Below are 24,132 nucleotides of genomic sequence, written 5' to 3'. Positions count from 1 at the left end.
ATGACCCCGCCGGGAGCATAAAAACCCCCAAACTTGCTTCCGGCGGGGAACCTAGAGCCGGATGCCGTTCCCCCCACGGCATCCGGTTTCCTCCCTTACGACTTCCGAGGAACGGTCATGTCCCAAACTTCCGCCAAGAGCCGCGTCAGCCTCATGGCCTCCTGCCGCGGTGCCCTCCTGGGCGTCGCCCTGCTCAGCGGCCTGATCAACATCCTCTATCTCTCCGGCTCCCTCTACATGATGGAGGTGTATGACCGGGTGCTGCCGAGCCGCAGCATTCCCACACTCCTCGGTCTCTCGGCCATCATCCTAGCCCTGTTCATGTTCCAGGGCCTGTTCGACATGCTGCGCGGCCGCATCTTCGCCCGTGTCGGTGCGGCGGTCGATGAAGACCTGAGCCAGCGCGTTTTCCGCTACCAGGTCGCAGCACCACTGCGCGGGAATGCCGAAGGCGACGGCCAGCAGCCGCTGCGCGATCTCGACCAGATCCGCGCCTTCCTCGCCGGCGGCGGTCCCTCGGCACTGTTCGACCTCCCCTGGATCCCGCTTTATCTTTTCATCTGCTTTGCGTTCCACCCGCTGCTCGGGTGGGTCACGGTCGGCGGCGCTGCGGTTCTCATCTCCTTCACGGTCATCACAGACGTCTTGACGCGCAAGGCCTCCAAGGCCGCGGTCCAGGCGGCGTCCCAGCGCAACGGAATCGGTGAGGGCGCTCGCCGCAACGCCGAGGTCGTGCATGCCATGGGCATGGCCGGCCGCATCGGTCAGATGTGGGCTCAAGCCAACGCGCAGTATCTCGGTCACCAGCAGCAGGCATCGGATGTGTCGGGCGGTCTCGGCGCGTTCTCGAAGGTGATGCGCATGACGCTGCAATCCGGCGTGCTCGGCATCGGCGCCTACCTCGTCATCCATGGCGAGGCGACAGGCGGCATCATGATCGCGTCGTCGATCCTGGTCTCCCGGGCACTCGCTCCGGTCGAACTGGCGATCGCCAACTGGAAGGGCTTCGTCGCCGCCCGGCAGGGATGGTCGCGTCTTCGCTCTTCGTTGGAGGACGACGGCTCCGAGATGCGTCCGCTTCAGCTCCCGGCACCGAAAGCCTCGCTCTCGGTCGAGAGTGCCGGATCCGGCGCGCCCAAAAGCCAGCGTTTCGCCGTGCAGGACGTCTCGTTCGAACTGCAGGCGGGCATGGGCCTGGGGATCATCGGTCCCAGCGCCTCCGGCAAATCGTCGCTCGCCCGCATGCTCGTCGGCGTATGGCCTGCGTGGCGTGGCAAGGTTCGCCTCGACGGTGCCGCACTCGATCAGTGGCTACCCGAGGAACTCGGGGCGCATATCGGCTACCTGCCGCAGGATGTCGAGCTGTTCGCTGGGTCCGTGGCGCAGAACATCGCCCGCTTTCATCCCAACCCGAAGGCGGAGGATGTGGTCCGCGCTGCCGTGGCCGCCGACGTGCATGAGATGATCCTGCGCTTGCCTCAGGGCTACGAGACGCAGGTCGGGGAGGGCGGCGCCGGACTGTCCGGCGGCCAGCGCCAGCGCATCGGCCTCGCTCGGGCTCTCTATGGCAACCCGTTCCTCGTCGTGCTCGACGAGCCTAACTCGAACCTCGACAACGAGGGTGAGCACGCGCTGACACGGGCGATTCAGGGAGTGCGTGAGCGCGGCGGCATTGCGATCGTCATCGCCCACCGCCCGAGCGCTCTCGCCGGAGTCGACCATATCCTCGTTCTCGACGAGGGCACGGTCCGCAAGTTCGGCCTCAAGGAGGAGGTGCTCAGCAGCGTCCTCCGGCCGGTTCCGGCCAGCAACGCCAATCAAGTCAACACGGCCAAATCCGCTTAAGCTCGGGGGAGCAGCGTCATGAACGACAACGTCAAGTCAAAAGCACGCCAGTCCATCAATCGCCATACCCGCATTGCGCTCGGAGGCGTTGCCCTTCTCGTCTTCGGCCTCGGGGGCTGGGCCTGGACGACCGAGCTGTCGGGAGCCGTCGTCGCGCCGGGCACGGTCGTCGTGGACAGCCACGTGAAGAAGGTCCAGCACCCCACCGGCGGCGTCGTCGGCGAAATCCTTGCCCGCGACGGCGACCGCGTCCGAGCCGGCGACATCGTGATCCGCCTCGACGAGACGGTCGCGCGGGCCAATCTGGCCATGGTCGCCAAGAGCATCGACGAAATGAGCACGCGCAGGGCGCGGCTCGAGGCCGAGCGGGATGGAGCCGATACGATCCGCTTTCCGACGGATCTTGTTGGTCGCGCGGATGAATCCGAGGTGGCCGAACTGATGAGCGGTGAGCGACGCCTGTTCGACAACAGGCGGGAGGCGCGCGCAGGCCAGAAATCGCAGTTGCGGGAACGGGTGGCTCAGCTGGCGGAGCAGATCGACGGCACCAAGCTGCAGGCCTCCGCCAAGGCCGATGAAATCGACCTGATCATTTCGGAGCTGACCGGCGTCCAGGAATTGTGGAAGAAGAACCTGGTTCCGATTACCCGCGTGACCTCGCTGAGACGCGAGGAGACGCGGCTGCGGGGCGAGCGCGGACAGCTGATTTCAACCGTCGCCCAAGCCAAGGGAAAGATCAGCGAGACCGAGCTTCAGATCATGCAGATCGACCAGGACCTTCGCAGTGAGGTTTCCACGGAGCTGCGCGAGGTCCAGGCGAAGCTCGCCGAGCTCGTGGAGCGCAAGGTCGCGGCCGAGGACCAGCTGAAGCGCATCGACATTCGCGCACCCCAGGACGGCATCGTGCATCAGTCGACCGTGCACACGATTGGCGGCGTCATCGGACCCGGTGATTCTCTGATGCTCGTGATGCCGGAGGGTGACGAACTCTCGATCGAGGTGAAAGTCGCGCCTCAGGATATCGATCAGCTCCGGCAGGGACTCGATACGATGCTGCGGCTTTCCGCCTTTAACCAGCGTACGACGCCGGAGATCTTGGGGCACGTCACGCGCATCGCCGCCGATCTCGTGACGGAGGAACGCAGCGGCCAGTCTTACTATCCGGTGAGAATTGCGATTTCGGAAGGGGAACGCGAGCGCCTCGGCAATGCGAAGCTGATGCCGGGAATGCCGGTGGAGGGCTTCATCCAGACGGGCTACCGCACCGTGTTCTCATATCTGACGAAGCCGCTTGCCGACAACCTGGCGCGCGCCTTCAGGGAAGAGTAAGCATTGGCCATACTAGCTGCTCTGGGCCCTAGCTCATGGATGGCCTGGAGCGGCTTGCCGCCACGACGGTCATCGCGGCATTGGTTGCGACTAGCCTGAAGAGCGAGGCGGCTCGCGATCGAGAGAAAAATCGTCGAACCACGGCCTTCTGACGCCGGCGATCCGCGCAGCCAGAATGCGGGAGGCCATGTAGCTGAAGGTGATGCCGTTTCCGCCGTAGCCGTAGGCGGCTAGGATGCTCTCGGCACCTCGAACGGGGCCGATGAGAGGCAAGCCGTCATCGGTCTCACCGAATTCCGCCGCCCAGGCATGTGCGATCTCGTATGATGCGTAGGGCCAGAGTTTCTTCATCTTCGCGGAAATCTCCGCGATTTTGTCCGGCATCAGCCTCTCTCGTTCCTGAGGAGTGCTCGTCGGCTGATCCTCGCCGCCAACCACGATGCGCCCGTCGCCGGTGGTCCTCGCGTAGAGATAAGGATGCGAACTCTCCCAGATGAGGGCACGCTCCGGCCAGAGGGCGCCCGGCTGCTGTGGGATCGTCGCAAGACACCAGCTCGAAGACCTGCGATGAAGGTCGCTGTTGACGAAGTCCGGCATTTCGTAGCCCGTCGCCAGCACGAGGTGCCGGGCATCGATCGTTCTGCCTCCGGCGAGCCCGATCGATGCGCTGCGGCTGTTCCAGTCGTAAGCCACGACTTCGTCCTCGACCAGCACCGCTCCCTGCGCCAGGGCCATCTCGAGCAGGCCGAGCGACAGGCAGAGCGGATCGGCCTCCGCCGATCCTGGCGAGAAGAGTGCGCCTGGACGGTCCATCATGAAACGCTCGACGAGAGCGCGTTCATCGAGTAGGTCTCCGGGCAGGTCGACCTGGCTCCGCAAGCGATGCTCGCTTGCAAGGTCCGCCAGGCCCGTATCACCGCCGCCCAGGTAAAGACTGGAACGACGCGTAAAGAGGCAGGAGATGCCGAGCGCCTCGATATAATCGCAGAGATCGGATGTCGCGGCATAGGAGCGGCGATAGATGCGTGCCGCTTTGTCGGGGCCGTACAGATCGGTCAGTTCGGATAGCGACCGATCGATTTCCCATTGCAGCATCGCCGTGCTCGCAGCCGTGCTGCCGCGGCCCGGCATGAGCCGGTCGACGACGGCGACGGAAAGTCCCTGCCGTGTGAGCGCCTCCGCGGCGAACGAGCCGGTGATGCCAGCGCCGACGATGGCCACGTCGCAACGCAGATCGGTGAGGAGCGGAGTTCGCGGCAGCGAACGAGAAAGCGTCTGCCAGGGCGAAGATCCAGACCTGAGCTGCCGCCGATCCTCGTCGGCCTCACCATGGTCTAACGCATTCGATCTCAAGCCTTGTCCATCCCTGGATATGGGTTCGCGTTCAGGAGCATCGCCAGGTGCGCGGCGTTGATTGCCAGCATCTTGGTCGTCTGCACGGTCTTTTCGTAGGGCTGCTTGAGATCCCTGTAATCGACCGAGCCCATCGCTTCGCCGACCCAGTAGGTGCCGGCGCCCGCGGGAATCGTGAATCCGACATCGTTGAGCGCTTGATACAGTTCGGCATGACAATGATGGGCTCCGTCTTCATTGCCGACCACAGCCGCGACGGCGACCTTTCCGAAGGCAGGCATGCGCCCTCTGTCGTCCGTCTCTTCCAGGAAAGCATCCATGCGCTCGAGAACGCGTTTGGCGACACTGGAGGGTTGACCGAGCCAGATCGGAGTTCCCAGGATGAGGATATGTGCTGCGTCGATCTTCCGTCGCAGTTCCGGCCAGTCGTCGCCTTCGCCTTCGTCGGACGACACGCCCGCTTTGATATCGAGATCGACAACCCTGACGATTTGACCTGTCACCCCGTGTGGCTTCAGTTCCTCCAAAACCTCCTGAAGCAGCTTGTCCGTCGACGAGGCGGCGCTGCCGCGCTTCAGAGTGCAGTTCAAGGCTAAGGCGGTCAGGGCCATCCGGGGCTCCGCAAGGGGATTGACCCTGAATAACGGCGACAACCTCGGCTGTGTTCCTCCGAGAAGGGGCCCATCGAAAGGTTCTCCGGTGAACTCGGTGGAATATGCCCGGTACGTAATCAGCATGCACGAAAACCAGTCCACTTTTCCGCACGATGCGCTAGGGTTTGGGAAATCATTTGAGATCGGGGGGGCTTCGATGGCCGGCTATGGCGATACCTATTATGCCCGCACGCTGACGGACATGTCGCAACGCTCTTCTCTTGACGGATCGGTGCACGCGGATGTCGCTATTATCGGCGGAGGGCTTGCCGGTCTCACGGCAGCTCTCGATCTGGCGCGGGCGTGCCGTTCGGTGGTCGTTCTGGATGCGGAGCGGGTTGGCTGGGGAGCGTCCGGCCGCAACGGAGGCTTCGTCGGCCCGGGATATGCGACGAGCCATGCCAATATCACTCGCATGGTCGGAGCGGAGAAAGCACAGGCTCTGCACCGCCTCTCGATCGAAGGGGTGCGCATCGTCGAGGAGAATATCGACAAGCTTGCCATGAGCGACAACAAGCGCGTCTACGGCAAGATGAGCGTGCTTCGGTACCACGATCCCGATGGGCTCGCACGCCAGTGCGAGATGATGAAGCGGGAATTCGACTACCATCTGGAAGTGATGCCGACAGATGCCGTCCGCAATGTTCTGCGTTCGCAGAAGTATTATCAGGCGCTCTACGATCCCGCCTGCTTTCATTTCCATCCGCTCAACTATGCCCGGGCTCTGGCAACGGAGATCGAGGCGCTGAACGGACGGATCTTCGAGGGATCGCGGGTCGTCGGATGCGATTTCGAGGGCGCGGACAAGATCGTAAGGACCGCGCATGGTGAGGTCAGGGCACGTGACGTGGTTCTGGCGGGCGGCGGTTATACGGACGAGCTGGTGCCCCGGCTGCGCCGCAGCATCCTCCCGATTGCCACTTATGTGCTGCTGACGGAAGCGGCGCCGGAAAGGATCGGAGATGCCGTGCGCACGCCGGCGGCGATCAGCGACAATCGCCGTGCGGGCGATTATTACCGCCTTGTCGATGATGGAACGCGGCTGCTCTGGGGGGGCAGGATCACGACGCGCAAGACCGAGCCAAGACGCCTTGCGCAGATGATGCAGAGGACGATGGTCTCGACCTATCCCCAGCTGGAAGGCGTGCGTGTGGAGACGGCCTGGGCCGGTCTCATGGCTTATGCTCGCCATCTGATGCCGCTCATCGGGCAGCTTCAGGAAGGTGTCTGGTACGTGTACGGCTTCGGCGGTCGCGGCATGAACACCACGGCCATCGGAGGGCGCGTGATTGCGGAGGGCATCCTCGGCACGAGCGACCGCTACCGCCTGTACGAACCCTTCGGCCTCGTATGGAATGGCGGCCCGTTCGGAGTCGCCGCGGCGCAGCTCACCTATTGGACCTATCAGGCCATGGATCTTGCCAAGGAACGTCGCGCCGCCCGTGCGACCTAAGTCGCTTTTCCGCCGATGCGTCAGTCGTGCCCGAGGCGCATGCGACGCTCCAGGAAGCGGCTATAGGCGCCCATGCCATACGAGAACACGAGGAACACGAAGGCTGCGAAGACGTAGCCTTCCAGGACGGCGATGCCGACCCAGTTCGGGTCCGTCATCGCCGTGCGAACGGTGGACAGGAAATCCAGAAGGCCGATGATCGTGACGAGGGTCGTGTCCTGGAAGAAGCCGATGGAGATGTTCACCAGGGGCGGAATGGCGATCTTCAGGGCCTGCGGCAGAACGATCAGCCGCATGGACTGCCAGTAATGCAGGCCCATGGCGCTGGCGGCTTCGTGCTGGCCGCGGGGAATTGCCTGCAGGCCGCCACGGACTGCCTCTGCAATATAGGCGGCGGCGAAGATGATGATGGCGATCTGCGCCCGCAGCAGCTTGTCCACGGTGATCCCGCTCGGCATGAAGAGCGGCAGCATGACGGAGGCCATGAAGAGGATGCTGATGAGGGGAACGCCCCGGATCACTTCGATGAAGATGATGGCGATGACGCGGATGGCGGGGAGCTTCGAGGAGCGGGCCAGGGCGAGCACGACGCCGAGAGGAAAGCCGAAGGCAAGGCCGATGGCGGAGAGCAGGAAGGAGAGGGGCAATCCGCTCCATTGCGTCGTCGGCACGTAGGTGAGACCGAAGATGCCGCCGCTGATCAGAATGGCCGTCGCCACGATCGTCACGCCCCACAGAACCAGGAGGCTTCTGTTCCAGAAACGCGGGATCATCGTGATGCCGATGGCGCCCAGGAAGATGATCATGGCGAGCAGCACGCGCCAATGCTCGTCGTAGGGATAGACCCCGAAGATCATGAAACGGATCTTCGCCTCGTAGAACGGCCAGCAGGCGCCGTGTCCCACCTTGCAGGCCTGGGCGCCTCCTTCGGTGACGGCGCGGGTCACGTGCCAGCCGTAGGCGCCCTTCGCTCCAAGCCATAGGATCCACAGGCAGACGAGCGTGATGACCGCATTGACCGGCGTGCCGATGAGCGGCTTGAGCGTGCGATGCATAAGGCGCCGCCCGACATCCGGATCGCGCCGGAGGGGCATCTTCAGTTGCGCTTCGGCGATGTCGGTCGCAGTCGTCATGGCCTACCGCTCCTTCAGCGCGACGCGGCTGTTGTACCAGTTCATGAACAGGGAAATCGCGATCGACAGACCGAGATAGACCAGCATGAAGATGGCGATGCCCTCGATCGCCTGCCCGGTCTGGTTCATGGTCGTGTTCGACACCATGACGAGATCAGGATAGCCGATGGCGATGGCGAGCGACGAGTTCTTGAAAAGGCTCAGGTAGCTGCTGGTGAGCGGCGGGATGATGACCCGAAGCGCTTGCGGAAGCACGACGAGGCGCATGGTCAGGCCATCCTTCAAGCCCAGGGCCCGCGCCGCTTCCCATTGCCCCTTGCGCACGGACAGAATGCCGCTTCGCACGATCTCGGCGATGCCCGCCGAGGCGGAGAGCGAAAGGCCGAGGAGGAGGGCCGTGAATTCCGGTGTGAGCTGAGAGCCGCCCGCAAGCCTGAAGCGGCCTTTCTCCGGAAGGCTGATCGTGAAATCCGGCTGCACGATCAGAAGCGCGAGGGCGGGCGGAATCAGCAGCGCCATGGCGACCAGGGGCCAGGTCCTTCGCGACTTGCCCGACGTGATGCGCTGAGCCGTTGCGCGGCGATGGATGAATACGCCGAGCACACCCCCGAGGATCAGTGCGGCGAGAATCATCGAATGGGCGCTCGTCCACATCAGGGAGGGCACCGTCAGGCCGCTGTTGCTCAGAAAGACATGGGGCAGGATTTCCCATGCTTCACGCACGGTCGGCAGGCTTGTGACGATCAGCGCGTACCAGAGGAAAAGATAAAGCAGGAGCGGCACATTGCGCAGGGCTTCCACATAAAGGAAGGCCAGAAAGGCGAGCAGCGGATTGCGGGAAAGACGGGCGATGCCGACGAAAAGTCCGATGATCGTCGCGAGCACGACGCTCCAGGCGGAGACCCAGACCGTGTTGACTATCCCGGCAAGAATGGCGCGGCCATAGGTGTCGGTGGGCTTGTAGTCGATCAGTGTCTGGCTGATGACGAAGCCTGCTTCCCGGCTCAAATAGCCGAAGCCGGTCGCAATGTTCTGTTCGGCCAGCTTCTGCGATACGTTCGAGAACAGGTAAAGTCCCAAAAGGACAATGCCGCCAACGGCGAGCACCTGATACAGGATGGCCCGAAAGCGAAGATTGTAGAGGAGCCTCGTCCCGCCCAACGCATCGACGCGCATGATGGTCCTTTTTCGGAGAATGCCGAGGATGAAACGGGCGGCCCCAGGGCCGCCCGTCGATCTCAGATTACCGGAAGGGCGGCGCGTAAAGCAGGCCGCCCTTGGTCCAGAGTTCGTTCGGACCGCGCGTCAAGCCAAGCCGGGTCTTCGGGCCTAGGTTGCGGTCGAAGACTTCGGCATAGTTTCCGAGGGATTTAACGATGTTATAGGCCCACTTGTTGTCGAGGCCGAGCATCTTGCCGAAGTCGCCGTTCACGCCGAGCATGCGCTGAACCTCGGGATCCTCGCTCTTGAGGAACTCGTCTACGTTGGCCTGGGTGATGCCCTTCTCCTCTGCGCCGATGAGGGTGTAAACCGACCAGTTCAGAATATCGCGCCAGTTGGGATCGTTCTGGCGGATCGTCGGAGCAAGCGGCTCCTTCGAGATCGTCTCCGGCAGGACCACATATTGCGACGGGTCGTTGGCGATCGCGCGGACGGAGGCCAGATCCGAACGGTCCGTCGTGATGGCATCGCAGCGTCCCGTGAAGAAGGCGTTGCGCCACTCGTCGGAGTTCTCGAACACCACCGATTCATACTTGATGTTCTTGGGCCGGAAGAAGTCTTCGAGATTCTGAAGCGTGGTCGTGCCGGGCAGCAGGCAGATCGCAGCGCCTTGAAGTTCGCTGGCGCTCTTCACATTGAGCTTCGCCGGTGCCATCAGGCCCTGACCGTCGTAGAACACCACGGGCCCGAAATCGAGGCCCAGGGATGCATCGCGCGTGAAGCTCCAGGTATTCTGGCGGGAAAGGATATCCACCTCGCCCGACTGCACCGCCTGGAAGCGGACATTGGTGTTGAGCGGAACATACTCGACCTTGTCGGGATCGGCGAAGACCGCAGCCGACACGGCGCGGCAGATGTCGACGTCGAAGCCGCGCCGAACACCCTTGTCGTCGGCGTAGGAGAAGCCAGGGGCTACCGGCGACACGCCGCAAAGAATCTTGCCGCGCTTCTTGACCGTATCGAGCGTCGATTGAGCGGAAGCCGGTGCCGCCGAAATGGCGGTGACGCCGGCAATGAGGCCCATGGCGAGCCAGCGGGCCATAGATTTGGACTGTATCATCTCACTCCCTCTTTTCATGCGCCTTATCCGGTCGCTAACGCTTCAAGCTAGACCCGAAACAACTGCCGTTTCAAGCATCGATTTTCGTAACGGAATGCGCGTAAGACCTTGCTGGGCGACGAAAAGGGATGCAAACTCGCCCGCCTTCGACTGCAGCCTCCGCTGCAGCTGCCCTTGCTGCGCGAGTGGTCTATGCCTTTTCTCCCAAAAGCCGACATCGTCCTCGTCAACGGCCGCATCTTTCGCGGCATGTCAGAGTATGTCACCGAAGCAATCGCCCTATGGGCCGGACGGGTTCTTGCGGCAGGATCCTCCGCCGACATGGAGCCGCTCATCGGGCCTTCGACGCGGGTCATCGACCTGGCCGGCCGTCTGGCAACGCCGGGGCTTTGCGACTCGCACATGCACCTTCTGCCCTATGGCGTGATCATGGGCCACGTGGACGTGCGTGCCTCGTCTGCGCCGACCCTTGCAGCCCTGCTCGAAAAGGTCAGGCAGCGCGCCGCCGTCACGCCCCCCGGTCAGTGGATTCAAGGGCGCGGATACGACCAGTTCGAACTCGATGTCGGGCGCCATCCCCTGCGCGAGGAACTCGACGCGGCGGCGCCGGATCACCCCGTTGCGATCGTCAGAGCCTGCGGCCATATAACGATCTGCAATTCGAGAGCGCTGGAACTTGCGGGAATCGACGAGACGACGCCTGTTCCCCAAGGCGGCGCCATCGAGCAGCGCGATGGGCGATTGACCGGCCTTCTGGCGGAGACCGGGCGTGATCGGCTCAGGGCTGTGCTGCCGGCGCCGACGGATCAGGAGCTGGTTCAGGCCATCGATGATGCGGGCCGCGCATGTCTGTCCTATGGCATTACCAGCGTGATGGATGCAGGCGTCGGCATGAGGGCCGGCTATCGTGAGGTTGCTGCCTATCGCACGGCGCAGCGCCTTGGCCGCCTGCCGGTGCGGACGACACAGTGCCTGCTGGGCGGGCCGGGAGGAATTGTCGAGCAGGCTTATGCCGATGGAGTTGTGACGGGCGTGGGTGATTCCATGCTCCGTGTCGGGCCGGTAAAGATTTTCACCGACGGCAGCGCCGGCGGACGCACCGCCGCCATGAGCGAGCCCTATGTCGGAGAGCCCAGGACCAACGGCCTCATGCTGTTGCACGACAACGAGATGAACGATCTCGTGCATGATTATCACGCAAAAGGCTATCAGCTTGCCGTTCACGCCATTGGCGATGCTGCCATCGAGCAGACCCTGAATGCCTTCGAGCGCGCGCTCGAGGTCATGCCCGATCCGGATCGCCGCCACAGGATCGAACATGCAGGCTATGCGCGAGCCGACCAGAACGCCCGCATGAAGCGCCTGGGCGTCCAGCCGGTGCCGCAGCCGGTCTTCATCTACGATTTCGGCGATCTTTATGTTTCCGTCGTAGGTGAAAAGCGGGCAAAGCCCTCCTATCCCCTCAGAACCTGGATCGATATGGGTTTCAAGCCTGCCGCTGGCAGCGATGCTCCCGTCTGCGACATCAACCCCTTCCCGAATTTCTTCTCGATGCTCACCCGCAAGACCTCTCACGGCACCGTCATGGACGAGCGTGAGACCGTATCGATCGAGCAGGCGATCATGGCGTTCACGGAGTTCGGCGCCTATGTCAACAAGGCCGAGCATGAATGGGGGCGGCTCGTCCCGGGCCTTGCGGCAGATATCGCGGTGTTCTCGCGCGACCTCCTGACGGCGTCCCCTGAGGACATTCTTCATGACACCCGGTGCGATCTCACGATTCGCGGCGGGGAAATCGTGTTCGACCGCCACGGCGAGATGGCTCGATAGACTCGACCTACCGGGCAACGGCTATAGGGAACAAGATAAAGGCTCCGCGGGAAACGCGGAGCCTTTTGCAATTCGTTAAATGTCAATCAGCTGCGAATGGGAAAGACCCGGGGGCTCAACTGCTCCAGCCCCCGCCCGGCCCAGTCGCGCTGGGGTGCCGCCGCGACGGCTTCCGCCTGACCTCTGCGCAGCATCTCGAGATCCTCGCCGATGTCGAAGTCCAACACCTCTCCGTCGCGCACGACCTGACGGCCATCGACATAGACGTCCTTGATGGCCCTGTCGTTCGCCGAATAGACGAGGCTGCGGATCGGCTCGTAGTCGGGCTGCATGTAGGGATTGCTCATGTCGACCACCGAGAAATCCGCCTTGCAGCCGGGCGCAAGGCGGCCCAGATCGGGGCGGCGGATCATGTCGGCGCCAACGGCCGTGGCCGCCATGAACGCATCATGTGTCGTGGCGGCCGTGAAGCTCCCTGCGACGATACGACCGGCATAGCAGGCCATGCGGAGCTCATCGAGCATGTTGTGGGGGAAACTGTCCGTGCCGATGCCGCACCGGATTCCGGCTTTCACATAGCGGCTCAAGGTGTTCAGGGCGATACCGCGCCGCGCGAAGACCACGGGGCAATGCGCCACCTGGGCGCCAGAGTCGCGCAGGCGCTCGAAATCATTGGCATGAGGCCAGTGCAGCCAGGGGTGATCGTTCAGGAAGATGCAGTGGCCAATGATCGTGTCCGGGCCGAGCGCGCCGATCTTGTCGAGCCACTCGATGGGCGTGCAGCCATAGCGACGCATGATCTCCTGGAATTCGACGATGCTCTGCGCGGCATGAATCTGGATCGGCTGGCCGCGCTCACGGGCTGCGTCGAGCGCATCGCGGATCTGGCCCTCTGTGCAGGTGTCGATTTGAGCCGGGCCGATGAAGCCGGTGATACGCCCGCTCGGATGCTTCGAGGCGGCGTCGGCAATCTCGATGGCCTCGCGCAGCAGCCTGTCACCCGTCGCAGGATCGAGGTCATATTGCACCGAATGGCCGTTGGTGGTTTTCCAGGGGCCTGACCGGAACATTCCCCAAAGCACGGCCCGGATGCCGGTTTCCGCATATTCGTCGGCCCATGTTTCCCGTGGCCGGCCGAGATCGCAGATGGTGGTGACGCCGCTCTTGAGAAGCTCCGATGTTGCGACACGCAGCGCCGGGCGAGTATATTCAGGTCCGATCTGAAAGACCGGCATGAACTCGTAGAGCGAGCTCTGGCCGAGGCGCGGACTGCCCAGTTCCTCCAGCATGCCCTTCCAGCCGGGCTCGTGGCCGGGGTGGCTGTGGATGTCCACGAAACCGGGGATGATCATCATCTTCCGGGCGTCGACTTCCACGTCGACCGGGCCGGAATAGCCTTCGCCGACATGAACGACCTCTCTATCTCGGATCACGAAATCCGCATTGCGGAGGTAGACATGGGACTTGGCGGCCTCGTCCCAGGCAACGATCCAATCGCAATTCCGGAAGAGGGTCGTCCGGGCGGAAACGCTGGTCATCACTGACTCCATGAAGGCAGGCGGCTGGTGCGGAAGGGTTTACTGCAAGCTGACGACTTATGACGGGTTCGAGCCGGATCCTCGGAGCGGAAGGGAATAGGGCGCGAGTGTGGAGAGGGAGCGGCCCTGCGGGTCGCTCTGCTCGGCGCGCCGGCAGGCACGTTTCTGCGCATCCTGAAGCTCTCGGACTGCGCCGTCGTAATCGAGGTTGACGACGCGGCGATCCTTCACGACCGCTTGACCGTCGACATAGACATCGCGAACGGCGCGCTCTGCCGCGCAGTGGATCAGATTGCGCAGCGGATCGTGCACAGGCTGCATGGCAGGATGGCTCAGATCCACCAGCGCGAGGTCCGCCTTGCTGCCGGACGTCAAGCGCCCGATATCGCTGCGGCCAAGGGCCTTCGCTCCGCCGATCGTCGCGGCTGAGAACAGGCCGCCTGTGTCGAGATCGAAGACATTGCGGCCGGCAACGCGCGAGCAGATCAGCGCCTCCCGCAGCTCTTCGAGCATGTTGAACGGGTAGCTGTCCGTGCCGATGCCGACATTGACGCCTGCGCGACGGTAAGCGCCGAGGCTTTCCAAGGTCATGCCGCTGCGTGCGAAAGTGACGGGGCAATGTGCGACCGAGGTGCCGCTCTCGGCAAGCCGAACAAGGTCGTCACGGCTGCGTTGCCGCGTCCAGGAATGGTGATCGAGAAAGATGCAATGACCCAGGATCAGGTCCGGTCCAAGCACGCCGAGGCGCTCCAGCATCGCCGGGGCGGTCTCGCCGGTGCGTCGCAGCAACTCCTCGTGCTCGGCCATGGTCTGGGCCGCATGGATGGTGATACGCATCCCGCGTCTGCGGGCCTCGGCGACAGCGTCCCGGATGAGTTCCTCCGAACACGTCTCGATCTGCGATGGCGCGATGACGCCGTCGATGCGACCGCTGGGATGTGCCCGGGCCTGCTCCACGAATGCCAGAGCCTCGGCATAGCGCTCGCGTCCCTGCGCCTGGTTCCATTCGAAGTCGAGGCGGTGGCTGCCGGCCATGCGCCATTGCGCCTCGCGGAAGCCGGGAGCGAGATAGGCCCGCAACCCGCTGTCGGCCGCAAGCGAAAGCCATTTCGGGTAGGGCGATGCAATGTCGAGATGCGTGGTCACGCCGCTGCGCATCAGGTCGCCGAGCATCACGGTCTGGCAGGCTTCCTTGGCATCGTCGTCCGCATCGATGAGGGCCGAGTACTCATAGAGAGCGTTGCCCCAGAGAGCCGCCGTTCCGACGTCCTCGAACAGACCCTTCGCGATGGGCTCGTCACCGGAATGGCAATGGATGTTGACAAGGCCCGGCATGACCATGATGGCCGCGCCGGCAATCTCTTCGTCGGCACGGCCATGATAGTCCGGACCGAGATGGAGGATGCCCGCCTTCGAGAAGGCGACGTCGACATCCCGCATATAGACGTGCTGCGAGGCAGCTTCATCCCAAGCAACCGCCCAGGCCGCGTTTCGGACGACCCTTACCGTGTCAGCCATGATTGATCGAGCCGGTGCAAAGGCATCGAATGCCGACGAGATCGAAATCGATCAATCATTCCTCCCAGGTTCCATGACGGAATCTTTTTTCTGCCTGCAATTTATGCAGATGATTTGAACCTCATCAAGGAGAAGTTGGTCTTGTCCATCAGCTGCTTCGGAGATGAGGCAACACGTAACCCGGAGCCGCGGCCTTCAATCCGCACCAGGTACAGGCTGCCGTGACCGCGACGACCATGATGGCCGGGCCGGTGAAGGGATCGTGACCCGCTTTCAGCAGGCCGACGGCAAAGGGGCACAGGGATGCGCCGAGATAGCCGATGCTCTGCGACATGCCCGAGAGCATGGCGGTCATCTCCGCAGTCGGAGCGCGCAGAGTTATGAACAGGAGCGCGAGGCCGAACAATCCTCCCTGACCCAATCCGAGAATGACGGCCCAGGGAATGCGGGTCGAGAGCGGCGCATAGATGAGGCCAAGAAACCCGATGCAGGTTGCGGAGAGAACGAGCACGATCAGAAGCCGCGGCGACACGCGCTGCGTTGCGAGCGAGGGAACGAGAAGGGCCGTTACCGTCTGGGCCAGGATCGACACGGATGTGACGATACCGGCATCCAGCACATCGAGACCGCGATCGCGCAGCAAGGTCGGCAGCCAGCCCAGAACGATGAAGGCGAGACCCGCCTGGAGGCCCATGAAGGCGGTGACATACCAGGCAAGGCGGTCGCGCAGCAGTAACGAGAAGCGCGGCAAAGGCGCGGTGCCGGTCGTTGCCGTCTCGGAGGAGGCCAGGCCGCTCCACAGCAGAGCGGCGACGAGGGCAGGGATGCTCCAGATCGCCAGAGCCAACGTCCAGGATTGCCAGGCCCGTTCGAAGACCGGCGTGAGGCCGGCGGCACTGGCGCCGCCGACGCTCAGGATCATCGTGTAGAGGCCCGTCATCGGCCCGAGGCGCGTGGGAAAGCGGCGACGGATGACGACGGGCAGGAGCACGCCGGCCATGCCGATGGCCGCACCGGCCAGAAGGGTGCTGGCAAACAACGCGGCACTCTGCGGCACCAGGCGAAGGGCGAGCCCGGCCGCGAGGCTCATGAAGAGCAGCGCGATGGCGCGCTCGAGGCCGAGCCTTGCCGACAACAGGGGCGCAAACGGCCCGAAAATGCCGAAGCAGAGCACAGGCATGGTCGTCAGGATGCCGATCCACACGCCGTTCAGGCCGAGACCCTGCTGAATCTCCGTCAGCATCGTTGCGATGGACGTGAGGGCAGGGCGGAGGTTGATCGCGGCCAGGACGATGCATGCCAGCGTGAACGACACGACAAGGGAGCTGCCCCGCGCTTTGCTGCGCGGCGCCTCCACCTCTTTCGTCCCGAGATTATGTCGCGTGAGCATGACCTGTCCTTCCGGCCACTGATACGTGGCCGGCGTGATTTCCCTCGATTACCTTCGTCGGATCAGCGCATCAGGTTCCGATCTGGTCCGTCGCTCTCACATGGCGCCAGAACATCTTGGGCGTCTCCAGCATGTACCGGAACCCGGTTCGATCGAGCATCGCCTCGGTTTCGCGCTGCGCGTCATCGAGAATCTCGTCTTCATCGACGAACATGGCCTTGCGATTCTGAAGAGCGACGCGGCCATCGACGATGACGGTGTCGACGTCGTTGCCGTTGGCGAAATAGATGAGCCGGAAGACCGGCATGTTGAGCGGGTAGAGATGCGGGCGCCGCAGGTCGAGCAGCACCACATCCGCCTTCTTGCCGACCTCGAGAGAGCCGATCTCCTTCTCCATCCCGAGCGCCTTTGCGCCGTCGATGGTGCACATCTCCAGCACCCGCCCCGGCGGGAGCCATGTGGGATCCTTGAAGTAGGTTCGGTGGTAATGCATGCATTGCTGCATGTGCCGGAACATGTCGCCGGAGCGATCCGGCGCCGTGGCATCCGAGCCGAGGCAGACATTGGCTCCGGCCTCCAGCAGTTCAGGGACCGGGCAGCGGCCGAGGATCGATGCGATCGCGCTCGGGTTATGCGCGATGCTGGTGCCGGTATCGGCAACGATCCGGATTTCATCCTGGGTAAGGTTCGTCGAGTGCGAGAGGAGGGCATTCGGCCCGAGAAGGCCGAGCTCCTGCGCATAGGCGACGCTGCCCTTCGTGTGCCCGTCCTGCGTGAAGACGAGCCCGGCCTCGCGTGCCAGATCGGCCGTCATGCGCGCCTGGCGCTTGGCTTTGTCGAGATTTTCCTGTCCGAGTTCATCCACATGCTCGGCGCGCAGGGTGGGGGTAATCAGCGCGATGTTGAGCCGTCCGCCGTGCTTTGCATGCCAGGTGTCGATCAAGGTCTTGCAGGTCTCGAACTGCTCTTCGAAGGTCACCGGGCGTTCGATGGCCTTGCCGTCGACGAAGCGCGCATAGGTGCGCGGATGCGGCGGGCGGGTCGGACCGACCGCGACGACCGAGCGGGTGCCGACCTCGCGCACGCCTTCGCAATGGGCGTCGCCATAGACGGGCTCGTCCGTGCGAAGGATCGTGTCGCCGCCGCCCAGGAGGGAGACGCCCGTCGTCACGCCGAAGCGCAGGCGCTCGAGCGCTGCAAGACGCGACTCGGCGCGCCAGAATTCCGGGGTCGATGCAACCGTATAGGCCTGATGGCAGGCCTCGTACCATTCCTCGCCGTTGCCGCCGCCCATGGTCTTGATGAAGCCGTGGCCCGCATGGGCATGTCCGTCGATCAGGCCGGGCATGACGATCTTGCGGCTGGCGTCGATCATCGTGGGAGCCTGGTGCGCCGCCAGGATTTCATCCGTGGTGCCGATCGCGACGATCCGGTCCTTCTCGATGGCGACGGCACCGTTCTCGATGACTCTGCGCTGCGGGTCCATCGTCACGACGATGCCGTTGGTGATGATGATATCGGCCATGCAATACACTCCGGTCGGTCAGGCGGCTTTTGTTTCGCCGCGGATGCGGTCGAGGGTGGGAACGAGCGACAGCAATTCCTTCGTGTAGGCATGCTGAGGCGCGTCGAAGAGGGTCTCGGAATCGGCTTGCTCCAGGAGCTGCCCCTGTCTCATCACCGCCACGCGGTCGCACATCTGGCGCACCACCGCGAGATCGTGGCTGATGAGCAGAAGGGTCAGGCCCGTGGCATCACGCAAGTCCTTCAGCAGGTTCAGGATCTGCGCCTGCACCGAAACGTCGAGAGAGGAGGTCGGCTCGTCGCAGACGATCAGCTTCGGCCGCGCTCCGAGCGCGCGCGCAATGGAGAGACGCTGCCTCTGGCCGCCCGAAAAGGCATGCGGAAAGCGCTCGGCCGCCTCTGCTTCGAGGCCGACGGCCTCGATGAGACGGGCAACATCGTTCTCGGCCTCGGCGCGGGTGCTGGCAAGGCGATAGAACAGGATCGGCTCCGACAGGATCGAGCCGATGCGCATGCGGCTGTTGAGCGAGGAGTACGGATCCTGGAAGATCATCTGGATCGCTTGGCGGAGCGGTCCGACCCGGCGGGACGCGCCACCGCCGGCGATGCTCTGGCCGCGATAGAGCACGCGGCCTGCTGTGGGGCGCACGAGGCCCGACACCACATTGGCGATGGTCGTCTTGCCGCAGCCCGACTCGCCTACGAGGCCAAAAACCTCGCCGCTGCGGACGGAGAAGGAGACGCCGTCCACCGCGCGGAAGCGATGGCCCTTCGAGCCAGGGAGCCAGCCGCTGGTGGTGTAGTCCACGCACAGGTTCTCGACGGACAGGATCGGCGCTTCTTCGGCGGCGACATTCGATCGCTCCGCCTTGGCCCGCAATTCCGCACGTGCCCGTTCCGCACGACCTTTGCCCTCGTCGCCCAGAACGGGGAACCGGTCGAGGCGCTGGTCGATGCGCGGCACCGCACCGATCAGCGCCTTGGCGTAGGATGCCTTTGGCCGGCGCAGAACCTCTTCCGTCGTTCCGGTCTCGACGACCTTGCCGCGATGCATGATCGTCACGCGGTCGGCGATCTGGGCGACGACGCCCATGTTGTGGGTGACGAGCAGGATGCCGATGCCGCGGCCGTCGGCGAGGTCCCGCAGGAGCTTGAGGATCTGCGCCTGAACCGACACGTCGAGTGCCGTCGTGGGCTCGTCGGCGACCACGAGCTTGGGATTGCAGGAGAGCGCAGCCGCGATCACGACGCGCTGGCGCTGACCGCCGGACAATTGGTGCGGATAGGCCTTGAGGCGACGCTTCGGCTCGGGAATCCCCACGGATTCCAGCAGCTCGAGCGCACGGGCTCGGGCCGCTGCCTTGTCGAGCCTGAGATGAAAGCGCATCGCTTCCGTCAGCTGGCTCTCGATCGTGAAGAGCGGATTGAGGCTCGTCATCGGATCCTGGAACACGGCCCCGACATCGCGACCGAGCACGATGCCCTCCGCCGAGCCCCTGGCAGGGTCAAAGCGCTTTCCGTCGATATGGATGCTGCCGGCGGCGATGCGCCCGGGCTTTTCGAGAAGGCCCATGACGGTGTTGCCGATGGTCGTCTTGCCGGCACCGGATTCGCCTACAAGGGCATGGATCTCGCCAGGGCGGATGATGAGCGATGCGTTCTCGACGGCGGTGAAAACGCTGCCGTTGGCAAGGGGATATTCGACCCGCAGGCTGTCGATGGCGAGAACGGGAGTGGATTGCACGTTCATCGTTTCACCCTCAGCTTGGGATTGAAGCGATCGCGGAGCCAGTCTCCGACGATGTTGACGGCAAGCACGAGGATCACGAGGGCAAGGGCCGGGAAGAGGGCGATCCACCAGATGCCGGAAAAGACGAACTCGTTGCCGATCCGGATGAGCGTGCCGAGCGAGGGATAGGTTGGGGGCATGCCGACCCCGAGGAAGGACAAGGTGGCTTCAGTGAGAACGGCCGCTGCAAGATTGATGGTCGAGATGACGAGGACCGGGCTCATTACATTGGGCAGGATGTGCCGCAGCATGATCCGGCGCGGCGGCAGGCCGATGACCTTCGCGGCGCGAACATAGTCCTTGGCCGTCTCGACCATGGTGGCCGCCCGTACGGTGCGGGCATATTGCACCCATTCATGGATTGCGATGGCGCAGATCAGGATCACCGGCGCCCATTCCGCCGTTGCCGCTCCGGGGAAGATCGCCCGTGCGATGCCGCTGACCAGAAGGGCAAGCAGGATGGTGGGAAAGCTCAGGATCACGTCGGCGACCCGCATGATCAGTGCATCGACCCTGCCGCCGAAGTAGCCTGCGAGAAGGCCGAGCGTGACGCCGAGGGTGGCGGCGAGCAGGACCGCACCGCCGCCGATGGCGATGGACACGCGTGCACCGTAGAGCATGGCCGAGAGCAGGTCGCGGCCCTGGTTGTCGGTGCCGAGCAGGAAGCGAGAATCGCCATCGGCCGTGAAGGCGGGCGGCAGCTCGGCATTGATCAGTTCGAACGAGGCGAGATCGGTCGGATCGTAAGGCGCAATCCAGGAGGCCAGCAGCGCGCAGGCGACGAGAATGAGCGCTATGATCGCGGCGACGATCACAGAGATCGGGGCGCCGAGGCGGATGAACCGACCGGGAGTGGCGGCAAGCGTTTTCATGCGGACCTCGCGCGCAGGCGGGGATCGACGACCGCGTAGAGGATGTCGACCACGGTGTTGATGAGGACGAAGAGAAGACCGACGAACAGCAGGTAGGCCGCCATGACGGGAATATCGACGAAGCTCACGGCCTGGATGAAGAGAAGGCCCATGCCAGGCCACTGGAAGACGGTTTCGGTGACGATGGCAAAGGCGATGAGCGAGCCGATCTGGAGACCCGTGACCGTGATGACCGGCATGAGGGCGTTTCTCAAGGCAAGCCGGAAGTGGATGTAGCGGGTCGGCAACCCGCGTGCCTTCGCGAAGCGGATATAGTCGCTCGACAGGACATCGATCATCTCGGCCCTAACCAGACGCATGATGAGGGTGAGCTGGTAGAGAGCGAGCGTGATGCCGGGCAGGAGCAGCGACTTCAGACCGCTGATGGTGAGAAAGCCCGTCGACCACCAGCCGAGATCGACGACCTGTCCGCGTCCGAAGGAGGGCAGCCAGCCGAGCGACACCGCAAAGACGAGGATGAGCACGATGCCGGTCACGAAGGTGGGGGTCGAGATTCCGATGAGAGACAATGCCTGCACCAATCGGGCTGCAATGCCATTGGGTTTAAGGGCGCAGAGCACGCCGAGCGGAATGCCGAGAGCGAGCGACAGGATCGTCGCGACGATCACGAGTTCCAGCGTGGCGGGAAGCCGCTCGGCGATGAGTTCGGTCACCGGCCGCTGATTGCGGTAGCTGATCCCCAGATCGCCGCGCAGGGTGCGGCCGAGGAAGCGGCCATACTGGACCACGAGCGGCTGATCGAGGCCGAGGGAGCGCCGGAGTTCCGCCTTTTCCTCGACGGAAGCGTTCTCCCGCGACATGGTCGCGACGGGATCGCCGACATAGCGGAACATCACGAACGACACCGCCGACACGACGAGCATGACGAGGGCGGCTTGTCCGAGCCGGGAGAGGAGGACTTTGAGCATGGCGTTTCCCGGCGGCCCGTCTCACCGAGACGAGCCGCGCGTCTCCTGCTGCGGGTTTACTTGATGTTGGCGAACCACAGGCGGACATACTCGTCCGGGAACTGCGGGACATCGACACCGTCACGAACGGCCCAGGCCAGAGGCTGCTGGTGGAGCGGGATGTACGCCACATTGTCCCGCGCGACCTTGAGCGTCTCCACGAGCATGGCCCGGCGCTTGGTCTCGTCGAGCTCCACGGCCGCCTTGCGGGTCAGTTCCTCGACCTTGGGATTGCTGTAGGCTCCGGCGTTGGAGCCGCCATAGCCGTCCTTCTGCTCGGTGAGCAGCGACGAGAGTACGCTGAACCCGTCCATCGGCGGCAGGGTCGCCCAGCCCACCATCGACACGTCGAACTCGCCGCGATCCTGCCGCGGGAAGTAGGTCGCGCGGGATTCCGTCTGGAGTTCCGCCTGGATGCCGACCTTCGCCCACATGGAGGCGATGGCGACGCAGGTCTGCTCGTCGTTGATGTAGCGGTCGTTCGGGCAGTTGAGCTTGGTCTTGAAGCCGTTCGGATAGCCGGCCTCGGTCAGGAGCTGCTTGGCCTTGGCCTGGTCATAGGCGAGCGGTGCATCGTTCTCCTTCGCATAGCCCGGGACGGGCGGTGCGACGAGCGTGCCGGTATTGCGCGACTTGTCGCGCATCACGCGCTTCTTGATCGTCTCGAGATCGATCGCATGCCACATGGCCTGGCGCACCTTGAGATCGAGCAGCGGGTTCTTCTGTCCCGGCATCGCCTTCAGCTCGGGGCGGAAGTTGAGCGAGAGCATGATCAGGCGCAAGGAGGGCTCTTCGATGACCTTGAAGCCCTGGGACGAGGAGATCCGCTGCAGATCCTGGAGCGGCGCCGGCGCGATCAGGTCGAGCTCGCCCGACAACAGGGCGGCGACGCGGGTAGCGTCCGACTTCACCGGCTTGAACTCGATGCGGGTGAGGTTGTGCTGCGGCTTGTCCCACCAATCGGGGTTGACCACGAAGGTCGTGCCGGAATCGGGCTTGTAGGATTCGACCTTGAACGGTCCGGTGCCGATGGCGGTGGTCGATGCCGCCGTCGTGACGCCGGTTGCGATGTTGCCGGGCTTGAGGGCGCCATTGGCCTCCATCCATTCCTTGTCGAGGATGTAGATGCCGGCGAGATCGTTGAGGAGAAGCGGGTAGGGCCCGTTCGTGACGATGTCGACCGTGAAGTCGTCGACCTTTTCCGCCTTGACCACCGTTGCGAGATTGCCGCGCGCCCGGGCGCCAGGATCGAGGATGCGGGTGATCGAGGCGACCACGTCGTCGGCGGTGAACGGGTTGCCGTTGTGGAACTTCACGTTCCGGCGCAGCTCGAAGCGCCAGGTATCGGGCTTCACATTCTTCCAGCTCACCGCCAGGGCGGGCTCCAGCTCCAGGGTGCGGCTGCGGCGGACCAGCGGATCGAAGACGTGGTGCAGCATGCTGGTGGTGAAGCTCTCCGTATGGGCATAGGGGTCGAGCGTCGTGATGTCCGTGGGCGAGGCCCACCTCAGGGTCTTGGCCTCTGCCGACATCCCCATCAGGGCGCCGGCTGCGACGGTCAGGCTAACAGCAAATCTGGCTCTCATATCGGCCTCCACAGATCCTCTGGATTGGATTCTTTATTGGATACAATGGAAGAAAAATTTGCATACAAAGCGCCGAGCGTCAATTCCGCGATTGGCGGAATTTTCGGCAAATGGGCGCACGGAAGCCGGCAGCCCTAAGCCACGCCATGCGTCTCAGAGACGTTTCGCCTTTGTAGATCGTTTTGGAAGGCGCTGCCGCCCGGCTGTCAGGAAGCGTAGCGGTCCAGGATGGACCGTATGTCGCGGTGCTTGTCGGAATTGGACGACAGGAGCGCCCGGTCCGTCACCGCCTTGAGGTGGTGATCCATGGCATCGATGGCAGCTTGGCTGTTCCTGACCCGAAGGGCATCGATGATCTGCTGGTGCTCGTTGATCGAGCAATCCGAGGAGTGGGGACGGCTGTAGAGTGCGAGGATCAGGGAGCACCGAGAGACGACTTCGTCCACGTATCGAGCCAGCACGCCGTTCCCTGAAAGAGATGCAAGAAGAATATGGAACTCTCCCGCCAAGCGAATGGCGGCTGGCCCATCATGGGCATTGGCCTTCGTCTCGAGATCGACGTGCTGCTGCAGGCGCTCGATATCCGCGTTCGTGACCTTTTCTGCAAGTCGGACAAGGACTTGGCGCTCAAGGCACATCCGTGTCTCGAAGACGTCCTGCGCCTCCGACAGGCTCGGCTGGGCAATGGTCGCGCCCTTGTTGGGCTGCATGTCGACGAGGCCCTCGGCATGAAGACGCGCCAGAGCCGTCCTGACGATCGTTCGGCTGACGCCGAACCGGTCGCCGATGACATCTTCGGTCAGCTTGTCGCCCGGCATCAGGGCCTGCTCGATGATCGCGCGGCGAAGACCGGCATAGACGGAGTCGCTCCGGGTGCCGGCGGCTGATTTGGGCTTTCTGACGGGCGCGTTCATCGAGGGCGAGGCTTGCTGAATAACCTGAGGGAGGAACTATGTTCCACAAAACTCGTGGTTCAGGAAGGCCAGATATGGCTGGCTTTCTGTATGCATAAATGTATACAAATTATCACC

18 protein-coding genes are annotated in these 24,132 nt (G+C 63.6%); 4 read left to right on the top strand and 14 right to left on the bottom strand.

Going from position 1 to position 24,132, the window contains the following annotated elements:
- The first annotated feature begins 117 nt into the window (after nt 1-117).
- Both JKL46_RS13655 and JKL46_RS13650 read left to right on the top strand, forming a co-directional pair.
- Nucleotides 118-1,845, top strand: a complete 1,728-nt coding sequence (locus JKL46_RS13655) for a type I secretion system permease/ATPase (RefSeq protein ID WP_201833617.1) — start codon at nt 118-120, stop codon at nt 1,843-1,845.
- Between the two features lie 18 nt (nt 1,846-1,863).
- Nucleotides 1,864-3,174 carry an HlyD family type I secretion periplasmic adaptor subunit gene (locus JKL46_RS13650; RefSeq protein WP_201833615.1) on the top strand — a complete coding sequence of 437 codons (1,311 nt, stop codon included), beginning with the start codon at nt 1,864-1,866 and terminating at the stop codon, nt 3,172-3,174.
- Between the two features lie 90 nt (nt 3,175-3,264).
- Here JKL46_RS13650 and JKL46_RS13645 read toward each other — a convergent pair whose 3' ends face one another.
- Together JKL46_RS13645 and JKL46_RS13640 are read right to left on the bottom strand one after the other, a co-directional pair.
- The gene (locus JKL46_RS13645; RefSeq protein ID WP_201833613.1) at nt 3,265-4,527 is read right to left on the bottom strand and encodes an NAD(P)/FAD-dependent oxidoreductase; all 1,263 of its coding nucleotides are present in this window, start codon (nt 4,525-4,527) and stop codon (nt 3,265-3,267) included.
- Entirely contained in the window at nt 4,524-5,138 is a 615-nt protein-coding gene (locus JKL46_RS13640; RefSeq protein ID WP_201833611.1) for a flavodoxin family protein, read from the bottom strand. The genes JKL46_RS13645 and JKL46_RS13640 overlap by 4 nt, the downstream gene beginning before the upstream one ends.
- 199 nt (nt 5,139-5,337) lie before the next feature.
- Between JKL46_RS13640 and JKL46_RS13635 the strand changes: the two genes are divergently transcribed.
- Nucleotides 5,338-6,633, top strand: coding sequence for an NAD(P)/FAD-dependent oxidoreductase (locus tag JKL46_RS13635; RefSeq protein WP_201833608.1), 1,296 nt, complete (start codon nt 5,338-5,340; stop codon nt 6,631-6,633).
- Nucleotides 6,634-6,653: 20 nt separating this feature from the next.
- Here the strand turns inward: JKL46_RS13635 and JKL46_RS13630 are convergent, their stop codons facing one another.
- The 3 genes from JKL46_RS13630 to JKL46_RS13620 form a co-directional block, all read right to left on the bottom strand.
- Nucleotides 6,654-7,766 (bottom strand): amino acid ABC transporter permease, encoded by a 1,113-nt coding sequence (locus JKL46_RS13630; RefSeq protein WP_201833607.1) that lies wholly within the window; start codon nt 7,764-7,766, stop codon nt 6,654-6,656.
- 3 nt (nt 7,767-7,769) lie between these two features.
- Nucleotides 7,770-8,942 (bottom strand): amino acid ABC transporter permease, encoded by a 1,173-nt coding sequence (locus JKL46_RS13625; protein WP_201833605.1) that lies wholly within the window; start codon nt 8,940-8,942, stop codon nt 7,770-7,772.
- A gap of 67 nt (nt 8,943-9,009) precedes the next feature.
- Nucleotides 9,010-10,047 (bottom strand): amino acid ABC transporter substrate-binding protein, encoded by a 1,038-nt coding sequence (locus JKL46_RS13620; protein ID WP_425493265.1) that lies wholly within the window; start codon nt 10,045-10,047, stop codon nt 9,010-9,012.
- A gap of 192 nt (nt 10,048-10,239) precedes the next feature.
- Between JKL46_RS13620 and JKL46_RS13615 the strand changes: the two genes are divergently transcribed.
- On the top strand, nt 10,240-11,877 hold the full coding sequence (locus JKL46_RS13615; protein WP_201833603.1) for an amidohydrolase: 1,638 nt from the start codon (nt 10,240-10,242) through the stop codon (nt 11,875-11,877).
- A gap of 86 nt (nt 11,878-11,963) precedes the next feature.
- On the opposite strand, the gene JKL46_RS13610 is transcribed toward JKL46_RS13615, so the two are convergent.
- The 9 genes from JKL46_RS13610 to JKL46_RS13570 form a co-directional block, all read right to left on the bottom strand.
- Nucleotides 11,964-13,415 (bottom strand): amidohydrolase family protein, encoded by a 1,452-nt coding sequence (locus JKL46_RS13610; protein WP_201833601.1) that lies wholly within the window; start codon nt 13,413-13,415, stop codon nt 11,964-11,966.
- Nucleotides 13,416-13,472: 57 nt separating this feature from the next.
- Complete coding sequence (locus tag JKL46_RS13605; protein WP_201833599.1) at nt 13,473-14,933, bottom strand: amidohydrolase family protein; 1,461 nt, start codon at nt 14,931-14,933, stop codon at nt 13,473-13,475.
- Between the two features lie 148 nt (nt 14,934-15,081).
- Nucleotides 15,082-16,323: an MFS transporter gene (locus JKL46_RS13600; protein WP_201833591.1), complete on the bottom strand. Its 1,242-nt coding sequence runs from the start codon at nt 16,321-16,323 to the stop codon at nt 15,082-15,084.
- Nucleotides 16,324-16,393: 70 nt separating this feature from the next.
- A complete protein-coding gene (locus JKL46_RS13595) occupies nt 16,394-17,848 on the bottom strand; it encodes an amidohydrolase family protein (RefSeq protein WP_201833589.1) in 1,455 nt (484 codons plus the stop codon).
- Between the two features lie 18 nt (nt 17,849-17,866).
- A complete protein-coding gene (locus JKL46_RS13590) occupies nt 17,867-19,597 on the bottom strand; it encodes a dipeptide ABC transporter ATP-binding protein (protein ID WP_201833583.1) in 1,731 nt (576 codons plus the stop codon).
- The gene (locus tag JKL46_RS13585; protein WP_201833582.1) at nt 19,594-20,508 is read right to left on the bottom strand and encodes an ABC transporter permease; all 915 of its coding nucleotides are present in this window, start codon (nt 20,506-20,508) and stop codon (nt 19,594-19,596) included. Before JKL46_RS13585 ends, JKL46_RS13590 begins: the two co-directional genes overlap by 4 nt.
- Entirely contained in the window at nt 20,505-21,476 is a 972-nt protein-coding gene (locus JKL46_RS13580) for an ABC transporter permease (RefSeq protein ID WP_201833580.1), read from the bottom strand. The genes JKL46_RS13585 and JKL46_RS13580 overlap by 4 nt, the downstream gene beginning before the upstream one ends.
- A 56-nt stretch (nt 21,477-21,532) precedes the next feature.
- On the bottom strand, nt 21,533-23,101 hold the full coding sequence (locus JKL46_RS13575) for an ABC transporter substrate-binding protein (RefSeq protein ID WP_201833578.1): 1,569 nt from the start codon (nt 23,099-23,101) through the stop codon (nt 21,533-21,535).
- Between the two features lie 206 nt (nt 23,102-23,307).
- Entirely contained in the window at nt 23,308-24,015 is a 708-nt protein-coding gene (locus JKL46_RS13570; protein WP_201833576.1) for a GntR family transcriptional regulator, read from the bottom strand.
- Nucleotides 24,016-24,132: the final 117 nt, after the last annotated feature.

Origin of the sequence: Microvirga zambiensis WSM3693 (genome assembly GCF_016735695.1) — a bacterium.
Taxonomy (GTDB): Bacteria; Pseudomonadota; Alphaproteobacteria; order Rhizobiales; family Beijerinckiaceae; genus Microvirga; species Microvirga zambiensis.
This window is presented reverse-complemented; position numbering and strand designations above follow the sequence as displayed.

Excerpts from the sequence above, each read along its gene's own strand:
- JKL46_RS13655 (WP_201833617.1), top strand. The coding sequence starts at position 118 with ATGTCCCAAACTTCCGCCAAGAGCCGCGTCAGCCTCATGGCCTCCTGC.
- JKL46_RS13650 (WP_201833615.1), top strand. The coding sequence starts at position 1,864 with ATGAACGACAACGTCAAGTCAAAAGCACGCCAGTCCATCAATCGCCAT.
- JKL46_RS13640 (WP_201833611.1), bottom strand. The coding sequence starts at position 5,138 with ATGGCCCTGACCGCCTTAGCCTTGAACTGCACTCTGAAGCGCGGCAGC.
- JKL46_RS13635 (WP_201833608.1), top strand. The coding sequence starts at position 5,338 with ATGGCCGGCTATGGCGATACCTATTATGCCCGCACGCTGACGGACATG.
- JKL46_RS13630 (WP_201833607.1), bottom strand. The coding sequence starts at position 7,766 with ATGACGACTGCGACCGACATCGCCGAAGCGCAACTGAAGATGCCCCTC.
- JKL46_RS13625 (WP_201833605.1), bottom strand. The coding sequence starts at position 8,942 with ATGCGCGTCGATGCGTTGGGCGGGACGAGGCTCCTCTACAATCTTCGC.
- JKL46_RS13620 (WP_425493265.1), bottom strand. The coding sequence starts at position 10,047 with ATGATACAGTCCAAATCTATGGCCCGCTGGCTCGCCATGGGCCTCATT.
- JKL46_RS13615 (WP_201833603.1), top strand. The coding sequence starts at position 10,240 with ATGCCTTTTCTCCCAAAAGCCGACATCGTCCTCGTCAACGGCCGCATC.
- JKL46_RS13610 (WP_201833601.1), bottom strand. The coding sequence starts at position 13,415 with ATGACCAGCGTTTCCGCCCGGACGACCCTCTTCCGGAATTGCGATTGG.
- JKL46_RS13605 (WP_201833599.1), bottom strand. The coding sequence starts at position 14,933 with ATGGCTGACACGGTAAGGGTCGTCCGAAACGCGGCCTGGGCGGTTGCT.
- JKL46_RS13600 (WP_201833591.1), bottom strand. The coding sequence starts at position 16,323 with ATGCTCACGCGACATAATCTCGGGACGAAAGAGGTGGAGGCGCCGCGC.
- JKL46_RS13595 (WP_201833589.1), bottom strand. The coding sequence starts at position 17,848 with ATGGCCGATATCATCATCACCAACGGCATCGTCGTGACGATGGACCCG.
- JKL46_RS13590 (WP_201833583.1), bottom strand. The coding sequence starts at position 19,597 with ATGAACGTGCAATCCACTCCCGTTCTCGCCATCGACAGCCTGCGGGTC.
- JKL46_RS13585 (WP_201833582.1), bottom strand. The coding sequence starts at position 20,508 with ATGAAAACGCTTGCCGCCACTCCCGGTCGGTTCATCCGCCTCGGCGCC.
- JKL46_RS13580 (WP_201833580.1), bottom strand. The coding sequence starts at position 21,476 with ATGCTCAAAGTCCTCCTCTCCCGGCTCGGACAAGCCGCCCTCGTCATG.
- JKL46_RS13575 (WP_201833578.1), bottom strand. The coding sequence starts at position 23,101 with ATGAGAGCCAGATTTGCTGTTAGCCTGACCGTCGCAGCCGGCGCCCTG.
- JKL46_RS13570 (WP_201833576.1), bottom strand. The coding sequence starts at position 24,015 with ATGAACGCGCCCGTCAGAAAGCCCAAATCAGCCGCCGGCACCCGGAGC.